The following is a 23298-nucleotide window of genomic DNA, read 5'->3' on the forward strand; positions in this document are numbered from 1 at the left end:
GAAACCTTTCGTTTGTTTCGCCGCCAGTTTCCCCGCCATGACTTCCCCTTTCATTGAGATGCAAGACGTCGCTTTCGCTTACGGCGAGCGGCCGATTCTGAAAAATGTGAATTTTCAGATTGCACGTGGCGCGTTTGCCGCCGTGATGGGCGGCTCGGGCAGCGGCAAAACCACTTTGCTGCGCCTGATCACCGGCCAAGTGGCGCCGACGGAAGGCCGGGTGTTGGTAAACGGGCGCGATTTGGCCGCTTTTTCGGCGGATGAGTTGTTTCAGCACCGCAAAAACATGGGCGTGCTGTTTCAGTTTGGTGCGCTGTTTACCGATTTGACGGTGTTCGACAATGTGGCTTTCCCTTTGCGCGAGCAAACGCGCCTGCCGGAAGAAGTGATCCGCGATTTGGTGTTGCTCAAACTTAATGCGGTGGGCCTGCACGGCACGGCCGAGCTGATGCCCAGTGAATTGTCGGGCGGCATGGCGCGGCGGGTGGCCTTGGCGCGCACCATTGCGCTCGACCCGGCGCTGTTGCTGTATGACGAGCCGTTTACCGGCCTGGACCCGATCTCGCTGGGCGTGATTGCCGAGTTGGTGAGCAAAATCAACCGTGCCCTGCAGTCCACCAGCGTGATGGTGACCCACGACATCCGCCAATCTTTGGATATTGTGGATCAGGTGATTTTCGTGGCGCACGGCGAGGTGGTGTTTTCAGGTAGCCCTCAAGAAATGCGGCACATGGATTCGCCCTGGGTACACCAGTTTGTCAACGGTTTGCCCAACGGCCCGGTGGCGTTTCGTTATCCGGCGGAAAACAGTTTGCAACACACATTGCTGAAACGGTAGGCCATGGATTTCTTTCGCACAATCGGCCGCAAGGTCTTGGCTTTTCTACAGGAGTTGGGCAGCACCACGCTGTTTCTGTTCTCGGTGCTGGCCCGCTCCGGCACCTTGTTGCCGCGCTTGCGCTTGGGCATCCGCCAAATGTATTTCTCCGGCGTGCTCTCCATCGTCATTATTGCGGTGTCCGGCCTGTTTGTGGGCATGGTGCTCGGTTTGCAGGGCTATACCCAGCTGGCCAAATTCAAATCGGCCGACGTGCTCGGCTATATGGTGGCGGCTTCGCTGCTGCGCGAATTGGGGCCGGTGTTGGCGGCGATTCTGTTTGCCAGCTCGGCCGGCGGCGCGATGACTAGTGAAATCGGTTTGATGAAAACCACCGAGCAGCTGGAAGCGATGAAGGTGATGGCGGTGGATCCGGTGGCGCGGGTGGTGGTGCCGCGTTTTTGGGCCGGGGTATTGTCGATGCCGCTGTTGGCCTCCATCTTCAATGTGGCCGGGATTTACGGCGCCTATCTGATCGGCGTGAAATATTTGGGCCTGGATGCCGGGATTTTCTGGTCGCAGATGCAGGGCAATATCGATTGGACGTATGACGTGGTCAACGGCTTGATCAAATCGTTGGTGTTCGGCACGGCGGTGGCGCTGATTGCGGTGTATCAGGGCTTTCATTGCCAAAGTACGCCGGAAGGTATTTTACGTGCCAGCACGCGCACCGTGGTCAGTTCCGCGCTGACGGTGTTGGCGCTCGACTTTGTTTTAACTGCCGTTATGTTTACCGGATAAACTGAAATGAAAAGAAGCACATTGGAATTGTGGGTGGGGTTGTTTGTGGCGCTGGGCATTGCGGCCGTGGTGTTTCTGTCTTTCCGCGTAGCCGGTGGGCAGGCTTTCGGCGGCAGCCGCTCGGCCTACACGGTTTCCGCCTATTTTTCCGACATCGGCGGCTTGAAAGTGAAAGCGCCGGTGAAGGCTTCCGGCGTGGTGGTCGGCCGGGTGTCCGGCATCCGTTTGGATCCGCAAAGCTATCAGGCGCAAGTGATGCTGGAACTGAACAGCGAATACCGTTTCAGCAGCGATGTTTCGGCTGAAATCCTCACTTCCGGCCTGTTGGGCGAGCAGTATATCGGCCTGCAGCAGGGTGCTGACGAGGTGGAATTGAAAGACGGCGATACCATTGAAATCACCAGTTCCGCTTTGGTGCTGGAGCAATTAATCGGCAAACTGATGACCAGTTTCGCCGAAAAAAATGCGGCGCCGAATCCGCCAGCCGCCGCCGAACAACCTTAAGGCATCACAAGCCACGGCTGAGAATCGGCCCGCGCACATCCAAGAAGATCTGAGAAAAAAGAAGAAAGGACACCAAATGAAAAAATCCGCTTTTGTTTCCGCCCTGAGTATGGGCATTTTGAGCATCGGCTTAGCCTTTGCCACCCCGCAGCAGGCGGTGGACCAACTGAAGGAAAACAGCACCCAGGTGTTGAACATCCTCAGCCGCGCCAACGGCGGGAATGCCAACCAAGTACGCCGCCAGGCAGAAAATTACGCCATTCCTTATTTTGATTTTGCCCGCATGACCGAACTGGCGGTGGGCAGCCCGTGGCGCAATGCCAGCGCGGCACAGAAAACGGCCTTGACCGAGCAATTCAAAACCCTGCTGATCCGTACCTACTCCGGCACCATGTTGGAATACCGGAATGCGCGCGTGAACATCCGCCCCAATGCGGTGGTACGCGGCCGCAGCGTGATTGTGACGGCCGACATCACCCCTTCCGCCGGCGGGAAAGCAGTGGTGATGGATTACACCATGTACCAAAGCGGCAACAAATACCGTGTTTATAATGTGGCCGTGGACGGCGCCAGTTTGGTGACGGTGTACCGCCAGCAGTTCAACAACACCATCCGCCAAAAAGGCATCGATGGTTTGATTGAAGAATTGCGCAGCAAAAACGGCGCTTAAACCGATGCAGACGGAATGTCGTGAGCACACGGTTTATGTGGGCGGCGAGGTAACGGTGAATACCGTGACCGCGCCGCTTTACCGCAATTACTGTCGCCAGCTGGCGGCGCTCGGCAACGAGGTCCGTGTGGATTTTTCCGGCGTCGTCAAAGCGGATTCGGCCTGCTTGTCGCTGTTGGCGGTTGCTTTGCGCTGTGGGGAGAAGAATGGCGCCGCCGTTTCGTTTCACCGGTTGCCGGCCGCGGTGACCCTGCTGGCGGAACTGTACGAAGTGGATGATTGGATAAGAACATGATGAACAGGACTTTGACGCTGGCCGTGTTGTGCGGCAGTTTGTCTGCGTCGCCGGTGGTTTGGGCCGAAGGGGTGGCTTACGATCCGTATGAGGGCTATAACCGTTTTATGTTCGGCGTGAACGATGCGGTGGACCGCGCCGTGCTCTCGCCGGTGGCGCGCGGCTACCGTGCGGTGACGCCACAGCCTGTGCGCAGCGGCATCGGCAATTTTTTCAATAATCTGCGTGATTTGGTGAGTGCGGGCAACAATCTGTTGCGCCTCGATATCGCCAAAGCCGGCACCGATTTGGTGCGCTTCGGTCTGAACAGTACGCTCGGTTTCGGCGGTTTGATCGACATTGCCGGAGCGGCGCAGATGCCGAACCACAAAACCACCCTCGGCGACACTTTTGCCTCTTGGGGTTGGAAAAATAGCAATTATTTTGTTTACCCGCTGTTGGGGCCGAGCACGGTACGCGATGCGGTCGGCACCACCATCAGCAATTTGTATCCGATCGAAGGCGTCGTGTTTACCCACGCGCCCACCCGCTGGACCGCCGTCGGCCTCAAAACCGTGGACACGCGCGCCAAGTTGTTGGAGCTGACGGATGGCGTGGAGCAGGCCGCCATCGACCGTTACGCTTATGTGCGTGATGCGTTCATGGCCGCCCGCGCCCGCCAAGTGGGCAGCGAATTGCCGGGCAGCGACGATTACGTACCGACCTTTGAAGAGGAAGGGGCGGCCGACTCTCAGCCTGTTGATTCCTCTGCTGCCGGCGCGGTCCAAAGCGAGGCGTTGCCGCAGGCTCAGGCCGGAGATGCCCCCTCTGTCGAAGCTCAGGCAGCAGAGTCCGCCGCCCCCGCCGAACCGGCAGACGGGCGGGACAGCATCGTGATCCGCGATTTGCCGCCGAACACCATACACATCACCGTTTTGTCTGCAGAGTGAGTTTTCAGGTAGCCTGAGGCCGTTGCCAAACCTCCAGATGCGGATGCAGTTCAAGGCGTAGCAGCGCAGCGAGTGTGAACGTCAGGAATCCCTGTGGGACAGACATATCACACGATAGGCAAGCGAGCGAGCAGTACCCATAGGGCATAAACGCACAACGCAGAAATGCGCCGCAGATGGGGGTTTGGCGAAGGTCTCAGTCTGTACGGCTGCATCCGCCCCTTGGCCCACATTTTGTTGAGGAGAACCTTCTATGTACGAAATCAACCGCAGTGTCTTCCTGCTGGTGCCCCAAGTTCCGTTTTGGAATTGGCTGACCAGCATTCCCGGCATCGATTTGGCTGATTTTACCTTGGAAGATTTGCAGGCCGATGCCAATGCCTATCTGGTGGACCCCTGCGACGATTTCGAGGAAGTGTGGGCCGAAATCGAGCCGCAGTTGGAAACCATTTTTGCGGCCGAGTTGGCCGACTGGTGTGAAGACGAAAGCCTGTGGCCGGATTTGCACCCCGATATTTTTACCGAATGGTTCGATATCCAGCTTTCCTCCATCGTGACCGACCTTTCCAGCCAAGCGCTGGAGCGCGAAGCGTTCGTTCCGCTGCAAGTTCAATAAGCGAACAGCCGCTCTTCCCTCTGCTGCCGCCTGCCCATCTGCAGCGGCAGCATTTGAATCTCAGGCTACCTGAAACCGATTAAATCAAGGAATCCCATGCCCCATCATCTCTCTGTCAAAGTGCGCGGCTACCATCTCGATGTGTTTCAACACGTCAACAATGCCCGCTATCTCGAATTTCTCGAAGAGGCCCGCTGGTCTTATTTCGAGGATCGCGGCCTGACACCGTTGTTCTTTGAAAACGGCTATGCCATGGCGGTGGTCAACATCAACATCCATTACCGCCGCGCCGCCCTATTGAATGACGTATTGGACATTGAAACCGCTTTTGCCGCCGTCAACCAGCGCAACGCCGTCATCCGCCAAACCGTGCGCAAGAGCAGCAGCCAAAACGTGGTGGCCGAGGCGGAAGTGGTATTCGTGGCGGTGGACACCGAAACCAATAAGGCCATCGAATTCCCGCCCCAATTGCGCGAACGCTTGGAATCTCTGATTGTTGCGAAAGAAACCGCATGAAAAAATGGCTTCCTTTCATTCTGTTGGCCGCTTTGGCCGCCGCTGCGGCCTTTATTCTGTTTGCCCCCAAAGGCAAGCCGGCACCGGATTTTGCTTTGCAAAACCTGAGCGGCCAAACCGTTACCCAGGCACAGCTGAAAGGCAAAGTCAGCCTGGTGAATTTCTGGTTTCCTTCCTGCCCGGGCTGCGTCAGTGAAATGCCCAAGTTGATTCAAATGTCGCACGATTACCAAAGCCGTTCGCCGGATTTTCAAATCATCGGCATTTCTATGCAGGTAAGGAGCGATCCGCTGCCGGTGGTCAAGCAATATGTGCAAACCCACCAAGTGCCCTTTACCGTGCTTTACGACGCCGAAGGCCGTGCCGGCCAAGCCTACAATATTGTGGCCGCGCCGACTTCGTTTCTGGTAGACAAAAACGGCCACATCGTAAAAACCTTTGTCGGCGAACCGGACTTTCCGAGTCTGTACCGGCAGGTGGATGGATTGCTGGCCGAGTAAAGACAATACGGCTAACGGGCTGAAAGCTTTGCCAAAGCCTAGCTGTGGATGCTGTTCTAGGCTTAGTGCGTGTCAAGGTCAGGAATTCTTGCGGGGCAGACACATCAGATATAAGGCTAAGCGGGCGAGCCGTATCCCGGGGGCATCAACGTACAACGCGGAAATGCGCCGCAGATGGGGAATTGGCAAAGGTTTCAGGCTACCTGAAAACAGAAATTCATCTGTTCGCTAAAGCCAGTTGTTGGCAGCGCATTGGTATGCGGCGGTTTTGCTCAGCTTTCTGATGATCACGACAAATAAAAACCGTGTCATGGCTGACACGGTTTTTATTAGATGCCAAATCTCATATTCATATATAGAAAAGGCGGTTGCCGATTAGTTTTTGCTGAACCAATCATCCAGTTCTTTTTCGGCTTGCTCTTTGGTGTAGCCGTAGCGTTCTTGAATTCGGCCGGCCAATTGGTCGCGTTTACCTTCTACGACTGTCCAGTCATCATCGGTCAGCTTGCCCCATTGTTCTTTGGCCTTGCCTTTTAATTGTTCCCATTTTCCTTCGATTTGATCCCAATTCATGGTGAATCCTTTCTTGATTGATGGTTATTGGTACTGCTAAATAAATCACATGAAAACACCGCTGGCGATTTCATGTCCCTTAGTTGGCGATAAAGGCGGATATTTAAAGCTTTATTCTGTTGTATTTACAAATGCAAGCAAATAATTTCCTTAATATGAGCAGGTTGGGATTTTATTTTTACGGAAGGCAACAAAAAAGCTTTTTCATGCCATTTTGTGAATTTTTTTAAATGTAGGAATATTGGGTTATATTCAGCTTAAGTTGGATGAAAAATAAGGGAATCATGTTAGTATGCGCTGCATACGGGATGAATTCATTAAGAGTTTAATTGTTGGTTTTAACTCTGGTATGCATCAAACATTCTAAATTTTATACACCGCATTACATCGCATAAGGAGCGAAAATCATGTTGCGTTATTCAGTTATCTTTTTTGTGATTGCCATTATTGCTGCCGTATTGGGTTTTGGCGGTATTGCCGGCAGCGCGGCCGGTATTGCCAAAATTCTGTTTATCGGCTTTTTGATTTTGGCGGTTTTGTCTTTTATTTTCGGCCGCAAGCGCTAAATCATTGAGTCGGCTTTAAGGCCTAAAAGGCTACCTGAAAGTTTTCAGGTAGCCTTTTGTTTTGCCGGCTGTTGAATCAGGCGGTTTCCGCCATTTGCAGGGCTTGTTTGATGTCGACGGCCACGATGCGGGAAACGCCTTTTTCCTGCATGGTGACGCCGATTAACTGTTCGGCCATTTCCATGGTCAGGCGGTTGTGGGAGATGTAGAGGAATTGGGTGTGCGCCGACATTTCTTTGACCAGATTGCAGAAGCGTGCGGTATTGGCGTCGTCCAGCGGAGCGTCCACTTCGTCCAAGAGGCAGAAGGGGGCGGGGTTGAGGCTGAACAGGGCGAATACCAGGCTCATGGCGGTGAGGGCTTTTTCGCCGCCGGAGAGCAGGTGGATGGTGCTGTTTTTCTTGCCGGGCGGGCGGGCCATGATGGAGACGCCGGCCGACAGCAGGTCGTCGCCCACCATGTGCAGGGTGGCTTCGCCGCCGCCAAACAGGGTGGGGAAGAAGGTTTGTACTTTTTCGTTGACGGCGTCGAAGGTGTCTTTAAAGCGGGCCTTGGTTTCGTCGTCGATTTGGGCGATGGCTTCTTCGAGCAGGGCGATGGCGGCTTGCACGTCTTCGCTTTGACTGCGGTAGTAGCCGTCGCGTTCGCGGGCTTCGGCCAGCTCTTCCAAGGCCGCTAGATTGACGGCGCCCAGCGCTTGGATTTTTTGCGCCAGTCGGCCGATGTCTTGGTTGAGTTCGCTCAGGCTGCCCGAGGCTTCGGCCAAAGCGGCGAGGGCATCGAAATTGGCTTGGCGGCCCACCAGGTTTTCGTGGAAGCGTTTGGCGTTGAGCAGGGCTTCCTGTTGGCGCAGGAGGGCGTTTTGGGTGGCGTTTTGCAGGCGGGGCAGCGCTTGGGCGATTTCCTGCTGTTTCAGGTAGCTTGCGCGGCCCTGCTCTTGGGTGTGTTGCAGCCGTTCTTGGGCGGCATGGATTTGTTCTTGCAGGTTGAGGCTTTGTTCGCCGAGGATGTCGAGCTGTTCCTGCTGGCCGTTGTCGTTTTGTTCGGTTTCAAAGGCCAGCGCCAACTCGGTTTGCCGCTCCTGCCAGTCTAGGGCTTGCTGTTCGAGTGCGCTGATTTGGTGTTGCAGGGTTTGGCGGCGCTGCTGCTGTTTGTGCAGGGCGACTTCCACCAAGCCGTATTGGCGGTTGGCCTCGAGCAGGGCCAACTGGGCTTGTTTGAGCGCGTATTGGCCTTGCTGGCGTTGGGCGCCGAGGTTTTGCTGTTGGCCGGCGAGGTCGGCAAGGGCGGCCTCCAGCGCGGCAATGTCGTCGTGCAGGCCGTCGCTGCCGTGTTCGAGCACCAACTGCTCTTCTTCCAGCAGGGCCAATTCCTGCTCGATGTGCTGGCGGCGCAGCTGGCCCTGGTTGGTGCGGGCCAAGAGTTCGTTGGCTTGGGCTTGTGCGGTTTGCAGTTGGGCGGCGTGGTGGCGCTGCTGGTTTTGCTGGTGTTTGTATTGCTGTTCCTGCTGTTGCAGGGCGGCCTGCAGGCGGCTGCGTTCGGCGGCGGCGGCGGCCAGGCGGGGGGCGAGGGCGTCGAGTTCGGCGCTCAGTTGGTCGTGGCGGGCTTTTTGGCGGATCAGGTTTTGGCTGCTGTGGCGGTCGTAGAGGACGACGCCGATGCGGTCGATGCGGTGGCCTTCGGGGGTGAGCCAGAGGTGGCCGAGCGGCAGTTCTTGTTGGCGTTCCAGTGCGTAATCGAGGTTGGGGGCGCACAGCACGCCGTCGAGCCAGTGTTGTAAGGCTACCTGAAAAGCGGGTTCGGCACGGATTTGGTGGATGAAGGCTTGGGCCGGCAGGGTTTTTTTGGCCGCTTGGCCGCCGGCGGTAAACCAGGCGGCGCGGCCTTCGGGCAGGGGCTGAGGCGGACGGAAGCCGGCCGGTACGGCACGGGCGTGCAGACGTTCGGCCAGAATAACGGAGAGGGCGTGCTGCCAGTCGTCAGGCGCGGAGAGGTGCTGCCAGAGCTCGCCGCCGGCATCGGTGTCGGTGGCGGCCCAGAAGTCGCCGTCGCTTTGGCTGCTGTGCAGCAGTTGGGCCAGCGCCTGTTGTTGGGCTTGGGCGGTGAGGTGTTGCTGGTGCAGGTTTTGGTGGTGCTCGGCGGCTACCTGAAACTGTTGCCGGCCGGCTTCCAAGGCGGCTTCGGCGTCTTGCAGGGCGGCTTCGCCGGCTTCGTAAAGGTTTTGCCAGTATTCGGCCTGCTCGCGGGCGGTTTCGGTGTCGGCCTCGGGCGGCAGATTGAGGGCTTGGTTTTCCTGCAGCAGGCGGTCTCGGCGGTCTTGATGCTGGCGCCGGCTATGGGCGGCGTGGGCGAGTTGCTGCTGTTTGAGCGCCAATTCGCGTTTGAGGCGGTTGCTTTCGTCTTGCTGGCTTTGGAAGGCGCTGTCTAAATCGTGTTGGGCGGTTTCCCGCTCGGGCAGGCCGTTTTCGTGTTCGGCTACCTGAAGCGCCCATTCTTCAAGTTCGGCTTGGGTGTCTTCGATTTCGCCGGCGAGGGCGGCCAGCTCGTGATGCAGGGTTTGCTGTTCTTGGTCGATTTTTTGCAGGGCGGCTTGGGCGGCCAGGCGTTCGCGTTCGCTGCGCTGAAGCAGGTTTTGGCGGGCGCGCAGCTGTTCTTCCAAACGGGCGGTTTGTTCGCGCAACACGGCGTGCTGTTTGTTGAGCTGGTGGACGTACTGTTGTTGTTCCTGTTCGGCTTCGCGCAGTTGGCGCACGGTGTCGGCTGCGGCTTCGCTTTCGGCGGCCAGCGCGTCTTGTTCGGCTTGGGCGGCCTGTTGCTGCTCGGTGGCGGCATCGGCTTGGGTCAAGGCTTCCTGCCACTGCACGTAGTCGAGCAGGTCTTGCTGTTGGGCGAGTTGGGCGCTGAGGGTTTGGTAGCGTTCGGCTTGGGCGGCCTGCTTTTCCAGCTTTTCCACTTGGCGGCCGAGTTCACTTTGCAAGTCGGCCAGCCTCTGCAGGTGTTCGCGGGTGTCTTTGAGGCGGTTTTCGGTTTCGCGGCGGCGTTCTTTATATTTGGAGACGCCGGCGGCTTCTTCGATGTAGGCGCGCAACTCTTCCGGCCGCGCTTCGATGATGCGCGAAATCATGCCTTGTTCGATGACGGCGTAACCGCGCGCGCCCACGCCGGTGCCGAGGAAGAGGTCGGTGATGTCGCGGCGGCGCACCACTTGGTTGTTGATGTAGTAGCTGGATTCCCCTTGGCGCGTGAGCTGGCGTTTGATGCTGACTTCGGCATACTGGCCCCACGGGCCTTGCAGGCTGTGGTCGGCATTGCTGAACACCAGTTCCACCGAAGCGCGGGGTGCGGGGCGGCGGGTGGCGGCGCCGTTGAAGATGACGTCTTGCATGCTTTCGCCGCGCAGCTGTTTGGCCGAGGCTTCGCCCAATACCCAGCGCACGGCGTCGATTACATTGGATTTGCCGCAACCGTTGGGGCCGATTACGGCCACCAGCTGGCCCGGCACGTGGATGGTGGTCGGGTCGGTAAACGATTTGAAGCCGGCGAGTTTGATGTGGGTGAGGCGCATGGGGAACGGGCGGGGCGGAAAAAGGGGTGTATTTTACCCGAATCGGGGCAGGCGGACATCGGCCGGCGGTTTTCAGGTAGCCTGTGCGGCTTGGCGGAATGCGGGATGGGGGTGTTGCAATCTTTCCAGTTTCCGCCGCGTGGGGGCGTTTTGTTTTGTCAGCCGGGGAGGTTTTATACTAAAATCGCAAGCTTTTGAATCCAATCACGAAGCGAATGAGTAAGCAGAAAAAAACCGTGACGGTGATGGTGCTGGACGCGCAGCGCACCGAAACTTTTGTGATGAGTGCCGGCCGTTTGAAGGCCATCAAGCCCGCTTTGGTGGGCTTGTCGTTTGTTTCCGGCATCTTGTTTACCGGGCTGTTGGCCTTGGGCTGGCAGCATTATCAAAGTTATGACCGCCTCGCCGTACACGAGCGGGAAAACGTGCGCCTGAGCCGCCAAATCGAGGACTTGAAGCAGGCGCGTTCCGAAGAAATCACCGCCAGACTCGCCCAGTTGGCCCAATCCGAACAGGCGGTGCAGTATCTGCAGCAGTATCTGCAGCAACGCGGCGTGAAAGTGGAGTTGCCCGACATTCCGGTTGCCCAGCCGGGTAAAGGTACGGCCCAGGCCGGCGGCCCGGAAATCGTGCTGCCCTCGGCCGATACGCCCGAATTCAAACAAGCGTTGGACCGGCTGTTGCAAGCGGCTGAAACCGTGCCGCTGGGCCGCCCGGCCGCCGGCTCGATTTCTTCGGGCTTCGGCCCGCGGCCCAATCCGTTCAGCGGCCGCGGCAGCGAATTTCACAACGGTCTCGATTTCCGCGGCAGCATCGGCGATCCGATTATCGCCACGGCTAACGGCAAGGTGGAGTTTGCCGGCACCATGAACGGCTACGGCCAAGTGGTGCGCCTGCGCCACGGCCACGGCTACAGCACGGTGTACGGCCATCTTTCGGCGATTGACGTGCGCGTGGGCCAGCAAATAGAAGCCGGCGATTTGGTGGGCAAACTCGGCTCTACCGGCCGCTCCACCGGCCCGCACCTGCATTACGAAGTGCGTCTGAACGACGAGCCGCTTGATCCGGCCGGTTTTTTGAGCCTGGCCGCGCGTTAAAGACATGATTCGGAGAATATGATGTTTCACAGCAAAGGAAAAAAAGAGCTGCCGGCGGCGGTGGACGCCATCGACACCATTATCGGCGCCCAATGCCGGATTCAGGGCGATGTGCTCAGCCAGCAGTCGGTGAAGATTGACGGTGCGGTAGCGGGCAATGTGCAGGCCGGCGGCATGGTGATCATCGGCGAGAGCGGCGCGGTATGCGGCGACATCCGCTGCGGCGAGCTGATGGTATTCGGCCGGGTGGAAGGCTTGGTGGAGGTAAACAAACTGCAGCTGAAAGCCACCGCCCATGTGGCGGGCAACATCCGCACCCAAACGCTGCTGGTGGAAGAAGGCGCGGTGTATGCCGGCGACATCCGCATGGAGCAGGCCGCCCCGGGCGCGCCGCTGCCGCTGGAAAATAAATCGGACGCGGAAAGAGGAGCCGATCCGGTTTCTGCCTGAGAACCTGCTCACAGTCTCTGCTGACAAAATAAGGCTACCTGAAAACCAGCGACGCAGAAACGCGCGTGGCTGGTTTTCAGGTAGCCTTTTTGCCGGTTTGGCGCGGCGGATTAGCGTTTAGAGAAGTCAAGCAATTTGCCGTTTTGGTCGAAATCCAGGCTGTATTCGGCGCGGTCGGTTTCGATGTTGCTGGTTTCCCAAGAGCGTTTTTGGAGGTGTACGGTCAGAGAGAAGTAAATGTGGTCGGCCTCGGTTTCTTTGGCCTGCACCTCTACGGCTTTTTCATGCCACACTTTGGCGATCTCGGCCACGGTGGCGAACTTGATTTGATCCAAGGGGGTGACGTTTGCCGACATATCGCCGTCGCCGGAAAGTTTTACCGGCTGCGGTTCGCTCCACTGGCCGTTTTTATAGATGTAGTGGTCGATGTTTTCCGGATTGTTCGGGTCTTGGATGTTGATTTTGATTTTCGAATCATAACTGCCGCCGTAGAAATGAACATTTTGGAACACATTCAGCGGTTTGCCGCCGAATTGGGGCAGGGCCTTGAGTGCGTCCTCCGCAGCCTGCAGGGCTTGGGCGTCCCGTAGCAGATTGACGGCCGGGGCTTGGGCGGACGCTTCGCTTGGTGCTGCTGCTTCGTTGCCGGATGTGCTTTGTGCAGGAGTTTGGGCATCGTTTTGGCCGCCGCAGGCAGCCAGGCCCAAAGCGGCAGAGATGCACAGCAACCACAGTTTTTGATTCATTTTCATCTTGTTGTCCTTTTCTTTTCTCGGTTGAGCGGCCGCGTGATGCTGCCGCGGGCGGTATTGTAAAGAAAAATAGAGCGTTTATCAAAAAGCAGTATGCCGCGGTTTAAACGGCCACTTCCACGGTTTGCGGCTGCAGGCTGTGCAGGGCGGCGGCGGGAATGGCCACCAGAAAGCCGCGTTTGCCGCCGTTGATGTAAATGGTGTCGAGCGCCCAAATGCTGTGTTCCACATACACGGGCAGGGCGGTTTTGCTGCCGAAGGGGCTGGTGCCGCCCACCAGATAGCCCGTCCATTTGTTGGCCTGCTGGGGTGTGGCGGGCTCGATGTGTTTGGCACCGGTTTGGCGGGCCAGGTTGCGGGTGGAAATCTGGCGGTCGCCGTGCATCAGGGCAAACAGGCCGCGGCCGTTTTCGTCTTGCAGCACGATGGTTTTGATGACCTGGTGTTCGGCTACGCCGAGTGCGGCGGCCGAATGTGCGGTGCCGCCGTGTTCTTGGTAGTCGTAAAGATGGGGTGTGAATCCGATGCCGTGTTTGCGCAAAAAGCGGATGGCGGGGGTAACGGGGTATTTGCTGTTTTTCGACATGGGCGGTCTCAGCCTTTGGCTAGGCGCAAAAGCGGCATTATAGCGGCGCGGCTTTTCAGGCGGGGGCAAATCCGCTACGATGCGCGGCCGATTGATGTTGATTTAAGAAGGAGAAAAGCCATGACTGTGCAGCATTATCAGCCGACGCCGCGTTTGTCGGACGCCGTGGTGGCCAACGGTTTTGTGTTTCTGGCCGGCCAGGTGCCGACCAATCCCGAAGCGGATGTGACGGCGCAGACGGAAAACGTCTTGGCGCAGATCGACCAGATTTTGGCCGACTGCGGTTCCGACAAAGCCCATATCTGCGAGGCGGTGATCTACCTGCCCGATTTGGCCGACTACGACGGCATGAACCGGGCGTGGGATGCCTGGGTGACGCCCGGCAAAACGCCGGCCCGCGCTTGTGTGCAGGCCAAATTGGCGAATCCGGATTGGAAGGTGGAAATCAAGCTGACGGCGGTGCAGAAGTAAGCCGCGTTGTTTGAACAATGCCGAAAGGCTACCTGAAAGCCGCTGCCGTGTGGCGGAGTGTTCAGGTAGCCTTTTTTATTTTTGCGAGATGGGGTTCTTGGAGGCTTTAGTCTCTGTCTGTGTGTGCTATGCGGATGGCGGAGTTCCGCTTGGCCAATCAGAGTTTGGGCAGCAGGGAGCAGTCGAAAGGGTGGGCGAAAAAGGGGCGCAGCAGGCGTTGGTAATGGGGCAGTTGGCTGAGGTGCTGCGGGTCGCGGCAGTGGAAGGCGAGGTAGAAGCCGCTCAAGACTTCGGCCTGCTGTTCCATATTCAGGCTGCCGAAATCGGGCACGCCGGCCAAGGGCGGCAGAAGGTAGGCGCGGCGTTTCAGGTAGCCGCCGCTCAGGGCGATTTTGAGGCCGCCGAGCCAGACGGGAAAGCCGTTTTGGTATTGCCAGACGTGGGCCAGTTCGTGTATCAGCCAGCCGCGCAGGGCGGGTGTTTGGGCCGTAAAGTCGGGGCAGCGGCAACGGGCGGGAAAGTGGATGTGCCCGGCGGGGGCCATGGCGGTGTGTCGGTCGGGCAGCCACCAGCTGCCGAAATGCAGGCGGATGCGGGCGTAGTCAAGGCCGTCGCCGTAAATCAGGCGGGCGGTGGCGGTTTCGGCAGCGGTCAGCGGGCGGGAACAGGCGGGCATGGCGCGGTGGTCAATGGTTTCAGGTAGCTTGATGGGCGGGGTAAAAAGAGCGTGGGCGGTGTGGGGGTTGCTGCTCGGTCTTTAATTGTTTCAGGGTTTCAGTAGGTGTTAAGGGCGTGTTTTTCTGTTGCTTACAGGCTGAGACCTTTGCAAAAACCCCATCTGCGGCGCATTTCTGCGTTGCGCGTTTATGCCCTATGGGTACTGCTCGCTCACTTGCCTATCCGCATGATATGTCTGTCCCACAGGGATTCCTAGCGTTCACGTTCGCTGCGCTGCTACGCCTTGAACTGCATCCACATCTGAGGGTTTTGCAAAGGTCTCAGGCTACCTGAAAAGGTTTCAGGTAGCCTGTTTCCTGCGCTGCCAGCGGCGGACGGTGCGGTAGCGCCACAGCAGGCGCACGGCGGTGTAGCCGATGGCGGCCAGGCTGAGGCCGAGCACGGGCACGCCCACCAGCAGGGGTTTGCCGTATTCGGCCAGCCATTTGCCGATTTTGTGCCAATAGCCGGCCTGTTCCCAATCGGGCAGCGGCGGCAGGCCGGCGGCGGGCTGGCCGGTGAGCAGCAGGCTGCCGATCTGGTAGCCGGCGTAGTAGAGGGGCAGGTAGGTAAAGGGGTTGGAGTAGAGGGTGGTGACCATGGCCAGGGGCAGGTGGGTGCGCAGCAGCCAGGCGATGACGAAGGCGGTGGCCATTTGGGTGGGGCCGGGCATCAGGCCGCCGAACAGGCCGATGGCCACGGAGAGGGCGGCGCGGCGGCGGTTGAGCGTCCAGAAGCAGGGGTGGTCGAACAGCGGGGCGAAGGGTTTGGCCCAGCGCGAGGCGAAGATTTCTTCGCGCTTGGGCAGCTTCCAGCCGAAAGGCAGTTTCATGCGTGTTTACCGCAGCAGGCTTTGTATTTTTTGCCGCTGTTGCAGGGGCAGGGGTCGTTGCGGCCGGTTTTGTGGGCGCGGCGGGCGGGTTGCGGTTTGTTGATGACGGCCTGCCAATAGCGGTAGGCGGCGGTGAAAACGTCGGGCAGCTCTTGGCGCAGCTCGGCCAGGTCTTGTTCGCTCAGCACCACTTCGCCTTCTTCGTAAACGTCGCTGAAGGCCATCACGGGAAAGAGCAGGTCTTCGAAGTTTTCGTCGTTGAGGGTGGCGAACCAGTCGGTGGGCAGGCAGTCGAGGGCGTAGAGGTAGGCGGCGCAGACGGGACTCCAGTCGGGCTGGCCGTTTTCGTCGGTAAAGAGCGTCAGCCGCGGCGATTTGTTTTGCTGCATGTCGCGGCGCATCTGGGTGGCGCAGGCATCCAAGAGGGCGGCGATTTCTTCGCGCTCTTGGGTGGTGAAGTCGTCGTCGCCCAAGATTTGGGGCAGCCAGAAAGCGGAGCCGCTTGGATCGGGGCCGCTGATGCAGGCGAGCAGGAAGCCTTGAGCTTCGTCTATCGGCATGGCTTCGCCGTGGTTGCCGTGTTTGTCGAGCAGGGCGCTCAGGCGTTCGGCTTGTTGCGGGGTGAAGAGGGACATGGCGGTACCTGTTATGGCGGTAGTAAGGAAAGGGGGATTGTCTGCCCAAATGGTGGCGGCTGGCGGAAAATCACGCGGCGGCCGTGTAATATTGTGTTCAGGCCGCAGTGTTGAGCAGGCGTAGGGCTTTCAGGTAGCCTGATTGCGCCTGAATCAGGCCGATAAAGCGGCCGCCGGGGGCGTAGGCGCGCAGGGGCGTGTGTTCGGGCGTGCCCTCGGCGGCGGGCGGGGTTTGGCCGTGGCACAGTCTTTGGGCGGCGGTGTCGTCCAGCGCTACGGCGGGCAGGTGTTGCACCAAGACGTCGCAGGGCAGCAGCAGGGTGTCGCGGGCGGCATCGTCGAGTTCGGCCAGTTGCGGCAGGGTGTGGCTGTCGGCGATGTTGAAGCCGGCGGTGGCGGTGCGGCGCAGGGCGGTGAGGTGGGCGAAGCTGCCCAGGTGTTTGGCCAGGTCTTCGGCCAGGGTGCGGATGTAGGTGCCTTTGCTGCAGCGCACGTCGATGACGGCGCGCGGCGGGTCGAATTCTCGGATGTCGATGGCGTAGAGGGTAACGTGGCGGGCGGGGCGCTCGATTTCGATGCCGCGGCGGGCGTATTCGTAGAGCGGGCGGCCTTCGTGTTTGAGGGCGGAAAACATCGGCGGCACCTGGCGGATGGGGCCGGTAAAGTGGGCGCAGGCGGCTTGGAATTCGGGCAGGGAAACGGCCCGCTCGGTGTGAGCGACGATGTCGCCTTCGGCGTCGCCCGTGGTGGTGGCTTCGCCCAGTTTGAGGGTGGCGGTATAGGCTTTGTCGGCGTCGAGCAGGTATTGGGCGAACTTGGTGGCCTCGCCGAAGCAGACGGGCAACAGGCCGGTGGCCAACGGGTCGAGCACGCCGGTGTGGCCGGCTTTGGCGGCGCGGTAGAGGCGGCGGGCCTGTTGCAGGGCGGTGTTGCTGGACACGCCTTGCGGTTTGTCGAGCAGCAACACGCCGTTGAGCGGACGTTTGGCGGAAGACATGGGCAGAAACCGTTGTGGGAAAAGGGGGCGATTCTATTACATTTCCCCCGTCGGGGCGGGGAAATATCGGCGCCGGTTGCGGCGGGCCGGGCAGCCGCCTTTGGCGCGTTGATTTATTTCGGCCGTCCGACTAAACTGCGCGTTTTTCGTCTGCCGGCGGTATCATGCCCGAATTGCCAGAAGTTGAAACCACCCGTTGCGGCATTGCGCCGCACATCGAAGGCAAAACCCTGCGTGCGGTGGCGGTGCGCCAGCCCAAGCTGCGCTGGCCGGTGCCGGACGATTTGGCGCGGCAGTTGGCGGGCAGCCGCATTCTGCGCATCCGCCGCCGCGCCAAATACCTGCTGTTTGAGTTTGCGCACGGCGTGATGTTGGTGCATTTGGGCATGTCGGGCAGTTTGCGCATTTACGCGCCCGAGCACGCGCCGCCGCCGGGCAAGCACGACCATGCCGATTTCACCGCAGAAGACGGCACCGTGCTGCGTTTCCGCGACCCGCGCCGCTTCGGCGCGATTTTATGGTTTGCCGGCGCGGCTGAGCATCATCCGCTGTTGCAGAATCTGGGCCCCGAGCCGTTGGAGGAAGCGTTTGACGCAGGCTACCTGAAAGCCGCGCTCGAGCGCCGCAAAAGCCCGATTAAAACCGCCTTGATGGACAATGCCGTGGTGGTGGGCGTGGGCAATATTTATGCCAACGAGGCTTTGTTTGCCGCCGGCATTTCGCCCTTCCGGGCGGCCTGCAGCCTCAGCCAAGCCGATTGCCGCCGCCTGTGCGAAGAGGTGCGCGCCGTGCTGCGCCGGGCCTTGGCCGCCGGCGGCAGCACGCTGCGCGACTTTGTGAACAGCGACGGCGAAAGCGGCTATTTCCAACAGCAATACCAAGTGTACGGCCGGGCGGGCGAAGCCTGCCGTGTGTGCGGCACGCCGGTGGCCAAAGCGGTTTTGGGCCAGCGCAGCAGTTTCTATTGCCCGGTTTGCCAGCATTGACTTTTGTCTTTATCTTCCCCTGATTGATGAACGACTATTCCACTTCCCTGCCCGTGCGCTTTTGGCGCATTTTTCGTGTGTTGCTGTGGTTTTTTGCCGCATCGCTGCGCCTGTTTTTTTTGCCCGCCGACTACAGCGAAAGAAGCCGGGCCATATTGCAGCACACCGCCCGCCGCCTGTTGGTGATTCTGCGCATCGAAGTGGACGGGCCGTCGCAGTTGTCGCTGCCGCCGGTGTTTCTGGGGGTGGCCAACCATGTGTCTTGGCTGGACGTATTCGCCATGATGGCGCTGTATCCCACCGTTTTCATCGGCAAGCGCCAAATCCGCTCTTGGCCGCTGATCGGCTCGGTGGCGGCGCGGGCCGGCACGGTGTTCATCAACCGCGACAGCCGCAACGATGTGCGTCCGATCAACGAAGCCATCCGCCGGGCGCTGGCCGAAGGGCGCACCGTGTCTTTTTTCCCCGAAGCCAAAACCAGCCACGGCCTGAGCACCCTGCCGTTTAAGGCCGCACTGTTCCAGCCGGCGGCGGAAAGCGGCACGCCGGTGATGGCGCTGAGCCTGCGTTATTACGACCAGCTGGGCAACCGCAGCACCAAGCCCGCTTATGTGGGCGACATGAATTTGTTGGTATCGCTGTGGCGCATCGTGTCGGTGCCGGCCATCACCGTCCGCGCCGATTTTTCCGAGCCGCTGCTGCTGGACGACGAAGACCGGATGGCGGAAAACGGCCGTTTCCTGCTGAAAGACCGGGCGGAAAGCTTTATCCGCGATACCGTGGCACAGCATTGACCGTCATCAAACAAACGGGCCGTCACTCTTTCAGGTAGCCTGTTCGGGTTTACAATTTCCCATAGAACATTTGAATATCCACCACCGCGAGGTTGTTATGAACCGCAACGAGCAGCTTTTCGAACGCGCCAAAGCCGTAATTCCCGGCGGCGTCAATTCTCCCGTCCGCGCCTTCGGCAGCGTGGGCGGCGTGCCGCGCTTTATCCGCAAAGCCGAAGGGGCGTATGTGTGGGACGAAGCCGATACCCGTTATATCGATTATGTCGGTTCGTGGGGGCCGGCCATTGTCGGCCATGCCCATCCCGAAGTAATCGACGCGGTGCGCGAAGCGGCGCTGGGCGGCTTGTCGTTCGGCGCGCCCACCGAAGGCGAAATCGTCATCGCCGAAACCATTGCCGAGCTGCTGCCCAGCGTGGAGCAGGTGCGGCTGGTGAGTTCCGGCACCGAAGCCACCATGTCGGCCATCCGCTTGGCGCGCGGCTTTACCGGCCGTGACGCCATCATCAAATTCGAAGGCTGCTACCACGGCCATTCCGACAGCCTGCTGGTGAAGGCCGGCAGCGGCCTGCTCACTTTCGGCAACCCCAGTTCCGCCGGCGTGCCCGCCGATTTTACCCGCCACACCTTGGTGCTACCTTATAACGACGTGGCCGCCCTGCAGCAAACCTTTGCCGAGCTGGGCGACAGCATCGCCTGCGTGATTTTGGAGCCGATTGCCGGCAATATGAATCTGGTGCGCGCCACGCCCGAATTTGTGCGCGAACTGCGCCGCTTAACCACCGAGCACGGCAGCGTGCTGATTTACGACGAAGTGATGACCGGTTTCCGCGTGGCCTTGGGCGGCGCCCAATCGCTGCACGGCATCACGCCCGACCTCACCACCATGGGCAAGGTCATTGGCGGCGGCATGCCGCTGGCGGCGTTTGGCGGCCGCAAAGACATCATGGCCTGCATCTCGCCCTTGGGCGGCGTGTATCAGGCCGGCACGCTGTCGGGCAATCCGGTGGCGGTGGCGGCCGGGTTGAAAACGCTGGAAATCATCCGCCGCGACGGTTTTTACGAACAACTCGCCGAGAATACCCGCCGCCTGACGGCAGGCTTCCAAGCCGCCGCCGATGCGGCCAGCGTGCCTTTTCAAACCGACTGCGAAGGCGGCATGTTCGGCCTCTATTTCGCCGACTTCCTGCCCAATAACTACAACGACATGGCGCGCACCGACACCGATGCCTTCAAGCGTTTCTTCCACGGCATGCTGGCGCGGCAGGTGGCCTTCGGCCCGTCCGCTTTCGAGGCCTGCTTTATGTCGGCCGCCCACACGCCCGAGCTGATTGACGAAACCGTGGCCGCGGCGCAGGCGGTGTTTGCCGATATGGCCGCTTAAACCGCATTGTCCGACAGGCTACCTGAACCGCCCGGCAGGCGTTCAGGTAGCCTGATACCTTTGCAAAACCCCATCTGCGGTGCATTCCTGCGTTGTGCGTTTATGCCCACGGATACTGCTCGCTCGCTTGCTTATCGTCTGATATGTCTGTCCCACGGGGATTCCCGGCGTTCACACTCGCTGCGCTGTTACGTCTTGAACTGCATCCACATCTGAGGGTTTTGCAAAGGTCTCAGCCTTTCCTTTTTCCGGCCCGCTTCCGTATAATCCGCCTGTTTTTGTCCCGTCCGATGGAGAATGCCGATGACGCCCGCCCCGCTCCCCGATGCAGACAGTCGCCCGGTCACGCCCGGCTTTCCGCCTCCAGTCCGTCCGCTGAAATTTTATGCCGTGGTGCCCGATGCCGATTGGGTGGCGCGGATGGTGGCGGCCGGCGCCGACACCGTACAGCTGCGCAACAAAACCCTAAGCGGCGACGCTTTGCGTCAGGAGGTCCGCCGCGCGGTGGCCGCCGCAGCCGGCAGTGGCAGCCAACTGTTTATCAACGATTATTGGCGGCTGGCGCTGGAAGAGGGCGCTTACGGCGTGCATCTGGGGCAGGAAGATTTGGATGCCGCCGATTTGCACGCTTTGTGCGAAGCCGGCATCCGCCTGGGCATCAGCACCCATTCCGATGCCGAGTTGGCCCGCGCTTTGGCGGTGCAGCCCAGCTATGTGGCCTGCGGTGCGATTTTCCCCACCACCACCAAAACCATGCCCACCGCCCCGCAGGGCTTGGACAATCTGCGCCGCTATGTGGCCCAGGCGGGCAACACGCCCACGGTGGCCATCGGCGGCATCGATTTGCACAATGCGGCCGACGTGCTGGCTACCGGCGTGTCGTCGCTGGCGGTGGTGCGCGCGGTGACCGAAGCGGCCGATCCGGCCGCAGTGGTGAAGGCGTTTCAGGCCTTGTGGCCGGAGTAGGGCGGTCACCGTTTCAGGTAGCCCGCTTCAGCCGGGCGGTTCGGACATTGCTTAGCAGGAGCCGTTATCTGAGCGGGCTATGCCGGAGGGAAAATAAGCAAGACGGTTTCAGGTAGCCGGATGCTGTGTCGGCAGGCTACCTGAAAACATAAGAACCTGTTCATGGTCTCCGTTGCGGCGGTATTTTAGCTTCGCAAGTCCGCTTTGCTACCCGGTCAAAATTCCGCATCTGCCACGTTGCCCCTAAATTAGGGATAACAAAAATACTTGCAAGATGTTCAATCTTGCGCGCATTTTCGCCTTGCATCTGCGGTTTTTTCCTCGAAAAACCGCTGCGCAAGAAGACTATGAACAGGTTCTAAGGGGCGACTGCCCTGTTGATTGGATCAGTTGAACAAAACGAAAGGAAAAACCATGCAAAGCAAAGCGATTTTGGGCGAACAGGAAGTGCAGGCCATTTTGGCCGCCGCCACCGCCGAGGCGAAGAAAAACGGTTGGAATGTGGCCATCAGCGTGGTGGACGACGGCGGCTTTCTGCTGGGCATGACCCGTTTGGACGGCTGCGCGCCGATGGGCAGCCTGGTGTCTTTGGAAAAAGCCCGCAGTGCCGCCATCAGCCGCAAAGAAACCAAAGTGTTTGAAGACATGGTCAACGGCGGCCGCTATGCGTTTCTGACTGCGCCGCTCTCGGGCTGCATGGAAGGCGGCGTGCCGGTGGTGGTGGACGGCCATACCGTCGGTGCGGTAGGCGTATCCGGCGTGGCCAAAGAGCAGGACGCACAAATCGCCAAAGCCGGCGTGGCCGCCGTTGCCTAAGCGTTTGACCGTGGGCGAGCGCCACCGGTTTTATCGTCCGCCTGAGCTGCCGGGTTGGGAAATCCGCTGCGGTTCGGGCGGCGGTATCGCTTACGGCCTGCACACCCACGCTACTTGGTCGCTGGGTTTGGTGTTGCACGGCCGCACGGTGTACCGTTGCGGCAGACACCATTATGCCGCCCGCACGGGCAGCGTGATGCTGATGCCGCCGGATACCCCGCATGCCTGCAATCCCTACGGCGGGCAGCCTTGGCATTATATGATGTGCTATATCCCGCCCGAGGTTTTCCGGCAGGCTGTCGGCAGCGGCGTTCCGGCTTTGGCCGACGGCGCTCCTTGGCGCAGCCGCCGCTTGGTTGCGGCGATGCTGGCCCTGTTGCGTTCGGTCAGGCAGGCCGACGGCCGTGCCGAAGTATGCTGGCAGGCACTGGCTGCGGCGCTGAAGCGTGAGGCGGCTCAGGCAATGCCGCAGTGTGCGCCTTGGCGCGGTCTAATTGACATCTTGGAGGCATCGAATCCGGCGATTCAAGATGCCGATGCTTGGGCGCAAGCGGCGGGCTTGAGCCGGCGCCAGTTGTCACGGCGTCTTGAAGCAAGCGGCATGAGTCCGCACCAATGGCTGCTCAGCCGCCGCATTGCCCAAGCCCAAGCAGCCATTGCGCGGGGCGCGCCGCTGGCGCAGGCGGCTCAAGATTTCGGCTTTGCCGACCAGGCGCATTTCCAGCGCCGCTTCAAACGCTCGCTGGCCGTGACGCCGGGGCGCTATTCACAGCATCAGCCCGATGCTCAACAGCAAGAGCACACTCAATAAACGGTTGAGGGCCCGCATCCGCCGTGGCGACTGCGCATGACGGCGCAGCAGACAGCCCAGACCGATCCAAACCGCCAAAGAAAGCCAACACACCGCGCCGTAGGCCGCCGTCAGCCAATACAGATGCTGCGGGCTGCCGCCGGCATACAGCCCCACTGCCGCCGCAGCGGCCAGATAGGCTTTGGGATTGAGCCATTGCAGCGCCAGACCGGTGTGCCAATCGGCCGGCCGACGGCGGGCATCGTCTAATTGCCCGCTGTCGCGCCACAGCAGCCAGGCCAGCCACAGCAAGAACAGCACGCCGCCGATGTGCAGCGCGGTCTCCAGCCACGGCCAGGCGCGCAGCAGCGGCTGCAGGGCGGTGCCGAGTATCAGTAGTTGCAGCATAAAGCCGACGGTGGCGCCGGTGATGAAGCGGAAGCTGCTGTTCAGGTAGCCCGATAAGGTGTTGCTCAGGGTGAGCAGGTTCACCGGTCCGGGCGAAATGGAAGAAGCGAGGGCGAAGCTCAAAACCGAGGCCCACCATGTCCATGCGGGCATATCCGTCTCCTGTATTGATTGTGCGGAATACGGATGGTGGCGCAAGAACAGGCGGGCGTATTGAAGAAAACGGCCGTACCGGTGTGGTGGTTTAGAGCTGTTTCGATTTAATTAA

The 23298-nt window shown here is 59.9% G+C and carries 28 protein-coding genes and 1 pseudogene; 20 read left to right on the forward strand and 9 right to left on the reverse strand.

Going from position 1 to position 23298, the window contains the following annotated elements; translation table 11 throughout:
* The first annotated feature begins 37 nt into the window (after positions 1-37).
* The 9 genes from HMPREF9371_RS00185 to HMPREF9371_RS00225 all read left to right on the forward strand — a co-directional run bounded on the left by HMPREF9371_RS00185 (position 38) and on the right by HMPREF9371_RS00225 (position 5648).
* Positions 38-838, forward strand: coding sequence for an ABC transporter ATP-binding protein (locus HMPREF9371_RS00185; protein WP_040660536.1), 801 nt, complete (start codon positions 38-40; stop codon positions 836-838).
* A gap of 3 nt (positions 839-841) precedes the next feature.
* Positions 842-1618, forward strand: coding sequence for a lipid asymmetry maintenance ABC transporter permease subunit MlaE (gene mlaE / locus HMPREF9371_RS00190; protein ID WP_009117747.1), 777 nt, complete (start codon positions 842-844; stop codon positions 1616-1618).
* 6 nt (positions 1619-1624) lie between these two features.
* Positions 1625-2122 (forward strand): outer membrane lipid asymmetry maintenance protein MlaD, encoded by a 498-nt coding sequence (gene mlaD / locus HMPREF9371_RS00195; RefSeq protein WP_009117748.1) that lies wholly within the window; start codon positions 1625-1627, stop codon positions 2120-2122.
* A gap of 76 nt (positions 2123-2198) precedes the next feature.
* Positions 2199-2792, forward strand: a complete 594-nt coding sequence (locus tag HMPREF9371_RS00200; protein WP_040659871.1) for an MlaC/ttg2D family ABC transporter substrate-binding protein — start codon at positions 2199-2201, stop codon at positions 2790-2792.
* A gap of 4 nt (positions 2793-2796) precedes the next feature.
* Positions 2797-3087, forward strand: coding sequence for an STAS domain-containing protein (locus HMPREF9371_RS00205; protein WP_009117750.1), 291 nt, complete (start codon positions 2797-2799; stop codon positions 3085-3087).
* Entirely contained in the window at positions 3084-4016 is a 933-nt protein-coding gene (locus HMPREF9371_RS00210; RefSeq protein WP_009117751.1) for an MlaA family lipoprotein, read from the forward strand. Before HMPREF9371_RS00205 ends, HMPREF9371_RS00210 begins: the two co-directional genes overlap by 4 nt.
* 253 nt (positions 4017-4269) lie before the next feature.
* Positions 4270-4632: a hypothetical protein gene (locus tag HMPREF9371_RS00215; RefSeq protein WP_009117752.1), complete on the forward strand. Its 363-nt coding sequence runs from the start codon at positions 4270-4272 to the stop codon at positions 4630-4632.
* A gap of 96 nt (positions 4633-4728) precedes the next feature.
* Positions 4729-5148, forward strand: coding sequence for an acyl-CoA thioesterase (locus HMPREF9371_RS00220; RefSeq protein ID WP_009117753.1), 420 nt, complete (start codon positions 4729-4731; stop codon positions 5146-5148).
* Positions 5145-5648 carry a TlpA family protein disulfide reductase gene (locus tag HMPREF9371_RS00225; protein ID WP_009117754.1) on the forward strand — a complete coding sequence of 168 codons (504 nt, stop codon included), beginning with the start codon at positions 5145-5147 and terminating at the stop codon, positions 5646-5648. The genes HMPREF9371_RS00220 and HMPREF9371_RS00225 overlap by 4 nt, the downstream gene beginning before the upstream one ends.
* A gap of 375 nt (positions 5649-6023) precedes the next feature.
* Here the strand turns inward: HMPREF9371_RS00225 and HMPREF9371_RS00230 are convergent, their stop codons facing one another.
* A complete protein-coding gene (locus HMPREF9371_RS00230) occupies positions 6024-6221 on the reverse strand; it encodes a CsbD family protein (protein WP_009117755.1) in 198 nt (65 codons plus the stop codon).
* Between the two features lie 407 nt (positions 6222-6628).
* Here HMPREF9371_RS00230 and HMPREF9371_RS11135 point away from each other — a divergent pair, with 407 nt between their 5' ends.
* Positions 6629-6787 (forward strand): DUF1328 domain-containing protein, encoded by a 159-nt coding sequence (locus HMPREF9371_RS11135; RefSeq protein WP_009117756.1) that lies wholly within the window; start codon positions 6629-6631, stop codon positions 6785-6787.
* Between the two features lie 76 nt (positions 6788-6863).
* Here HMPREF9371_RS11135 and smc read toward each other — a convergent pair whose 3' ends face one another.
* A complete protein-coding gene (gene smc / locus HMPREF9371_RS00240) occupies positions 6864-10352 on the reverse strand; it encodes a chromosome segregation protein SMC (protein ID WP_009117757.1) in 3489 nt (1162 codons plus the stop codon).
* A 215-nt stretch (positions 10353-10567) separates the two neighbouring features.
* Here smc and HMPREF9371_RS00245 point away from each other — a divergent pair, with 215 nt between their 5' ends.
* On the forward strand, positions 10568-11449 hold the full coding sequence (locus HMPREF9371_RS00245; RefSeq protein ID WP_009117758.1) for a M23 family metallopeptidase: 882 nt from the start codon (positions 10568-10570) through the stop codon (positions 11447-11449).
* 18 nt (positions 11450-11467) lie between these two features.
* A complete protein-coding gene (locus HMPREF9371_RS00250; protein ID WP_009117759.1) occupies positions 11468-11899 on the forward strand; it encodes a bactofilin family protein in 432 nt (143 codons plus the stop codon).
* Positions 11900-12009: 110 nt separating this feature from the next.
* Here HMPREF9371_RS00250 and HMPREF9371_RS00255 read toward each other — a convergent pair whose 3' ends face one another.
* On the reverse strand, positions 12010-12651 hold the full coding sequence (locus HMPREF9371_RS00255; RefSeq protein ID WP_009117760.1) for a hypothetical protein: 642 nt from the start codon (positions 12649-12651) through the stop codon (positions 12010-12012).
* A gap of 103 nt (positions 12652-12754) precedes the next feature.
* The gene (ybaK, locus tag HMPREF9371_RS00260) at positions 12755-13237 is read right to left on the reverse strand and encodes a Cys-tRNA(Pro) deacylase (protein ID WP_009117761.1); all 483 of its coding nucleotides are present in this window, start codon (positions 13235-13237) and stop codon (positions 12755-12757) included.
* A 120-nt stretch (positions 13238-13357) separates the two neighbouring features.
* On the opposite strand from ybaK, the gene HMPREF9371_RS00265 reads away from it, so the two are divergent.
* Positions 13358-13708, forward strand: coding sequence for a RidA family protein (locus tag HMPREF9371_RS00265; protein ID WP_040659873.1), 351 nt, complete (start codon positions 13358-13360; stop codon positions 13706-13708).
* Between the two features lie 157 nt (positions 13709-13865).
* Here HMPREF9371_RS00265 and HMPREF9371_RS00270 read toward each other — a convergent pair whose 3' ends face one another.
* Positions 13866-14384, reverse strand: a complete 519-nt coding sequence (locus HMPREF9371_RS00270) for a hypothetical protein (RefSeq protein ID WP_009117762.1) — start codon at positions 14382-14384, stop codon at positions 13866-13868.
* Between the two features lie 147 nt (positions 14385-14531).
* Here HMPREF9371_RS00270 and HMPREF9371_RS12870 point away from each other — a divergent pair.
* Positions 14532-14719 (forward strand): annotated as a pseudogene (locus HMPREF9371_RS12870) (ATP-dependent exonuclease).
* A gap of 7 nt (positions 14720-14726) precedes the next feature.
* Here the strand turns inward: HMPREF9371_RS12870 and HMPREF9371_RS00275 are convergent.
* From HMPREF9371_RS00275 to truB, 3 genes are all read right to left on the reverse strand, one after another.
* The gene (locus HMPREF9371_RS00275) at positions 14727-15257 is read right to left on the reverse strand and encodes a DUF2062 domain-containing protein (protein WP_009117763.1); all 531 of its coding nucleotides are present in this window, start codon (positions 15255-15257) and stop codon (positions 14727-14729) included.
* Entirely contained in the window at positions 15254-15892 is a 639-nt protein-coding gene (locus tag HMPREF9371_RS00280) for a YecA/YgfB family protein (RefSeq protein ID WP_009117764.1), read from the reverse strand. The genes HMPREF9371_RS00275 and HMPREF9371_RS00280 overlap by 4 nt, the downstream gene beginning before the upstream one ends.
* A 97-nt stretch (positions 15893-15989) precedes the next feature.
* Positions 15990-16889 (reverse strand): tRNA pseudouridine(55) synthase TruB, encoded by a 900-nt coding sequence (truB, locus tag HMPREF9371_RS00285; protein WP_009117765.1) that lies wholly within the window; start codon positions 16887-16889, stop codon positions 15990-15992.
* A 164-nt stretch (positions 16890-17053) separates the two neighbouring features.
* Here truB and mutM point away from each other — a divergent pair, with 164 nt between their 5' ends.
* The 6 genes from mutM to HMPREF9371_RS00315 all read left to right on the forward strand — a co-directional run bounded on the left by mutM (position 17054) and on the right by HMPREF9371_RS00315 (position 22643).
* On the forward strand, positions 17054-17875 hold the full coding sequence (gene mutM / locus HMPREF9371_RS00290; RefSeq protein WP_009117766.1) for a bifunctional DNA-formamidopyrimidine glycosylase/DNA-(apurinic or apyrimidinic site) lyase: 822 nt from the start codon (positions 17054-17056) through the stop codon (positions 17873-17875).
* A 26-nt stretch (positions 17876-17901) separates the two neighbouring features.
* Positions 17902-18669: a 1-acyl-sn-glycerol-3-phosphate acyltransferase gene (locus HMPREF9371_RS00295; protein WP_009117767.1), complete on the forward strand. Its 768-nt coding sequence runs from the start codon at positions 17902-17904 to the stop codon at positions 18667-18669.
* 97 nt (positions 18670-18766) lie between these two features.
* Positions 18767-20050, forward strand: coding sequence for a glutamate-1-semialdehyde 2,1-aminomutase (gene hemL / locus HMPREF9371_RS00300; protein WP_009117768.1), 1284 nt, complete (start codon positions 18767-18769; stop codon positions 20048-20050).
* A 303-nt stretch (positions 20051-20353) separates the two neighbouring features.
* Positions 20354-21016 carry a thiamine phosphate synthase gene (gene thiE / locus HMPREF9371_RS00305; protein WP_009117769.1) on the forward strand — a complete coding sequence of 221 codons (663 nt, stop codon included), beginning with the start codon at positions 20354-20356 and terminating at the stop codon, positions 21014-21016.
* A gap of 414 nt (positions 21017-21430) precedes the next feature.
* A complete protein-coding gene (locus tag HMPREF9371_RS00310; protein ID WP_009117771.1) occupies positions 21431-21832 on the forward strand; it encodes a heme-binding protein in 402 nt (133 codons plus the stop codon).
* On the forward strand, positions 21825-22643 hold the full coding sequence (locus tag HMPREF9371_RS00315; RefSeq protein ID WP_083813945.1) for an AraC family transcriptional regulator: 819 nt from the start codon (positions 21825-21827) through the stop codon (positions 22641-22643). The genes HMPREF9371_RS00310 and HMPREF9371_RS00315 overlap by 8 nt, the downstream gene beginning before the upstream one ends.
* Here the strand turns inward: HMPREF9371_RS00315 and HMPREF9371_RS00320 are convergent.
* Positions 22599-23183 (reverse strand): LysE family translocator, encoded by a 585-nt coding sequence (locus HMPREF9371_RS00320; RefSeq protein WP_009117773.1) that lies wholly within the window; start codon positions 23181-23183, stop codon positions 22599-22601. The two genes, HMPREF9371_RS00315 and HMPREF9371_RS00320, sit on opposite strands and share 45 nt — an antisense overlap.
* Positions 23184-23298: the final 115 nt, after the last annotated feature.

This window comes from Neisseria shayeganii 871 (assembly GCF_000226875.1).
GTDB lineage: Bacteria > Pseudomonadota > Gammaproteobacteria > Burkholderiales > Neisseriaceae > Eikenella > Eikenella shayeganii.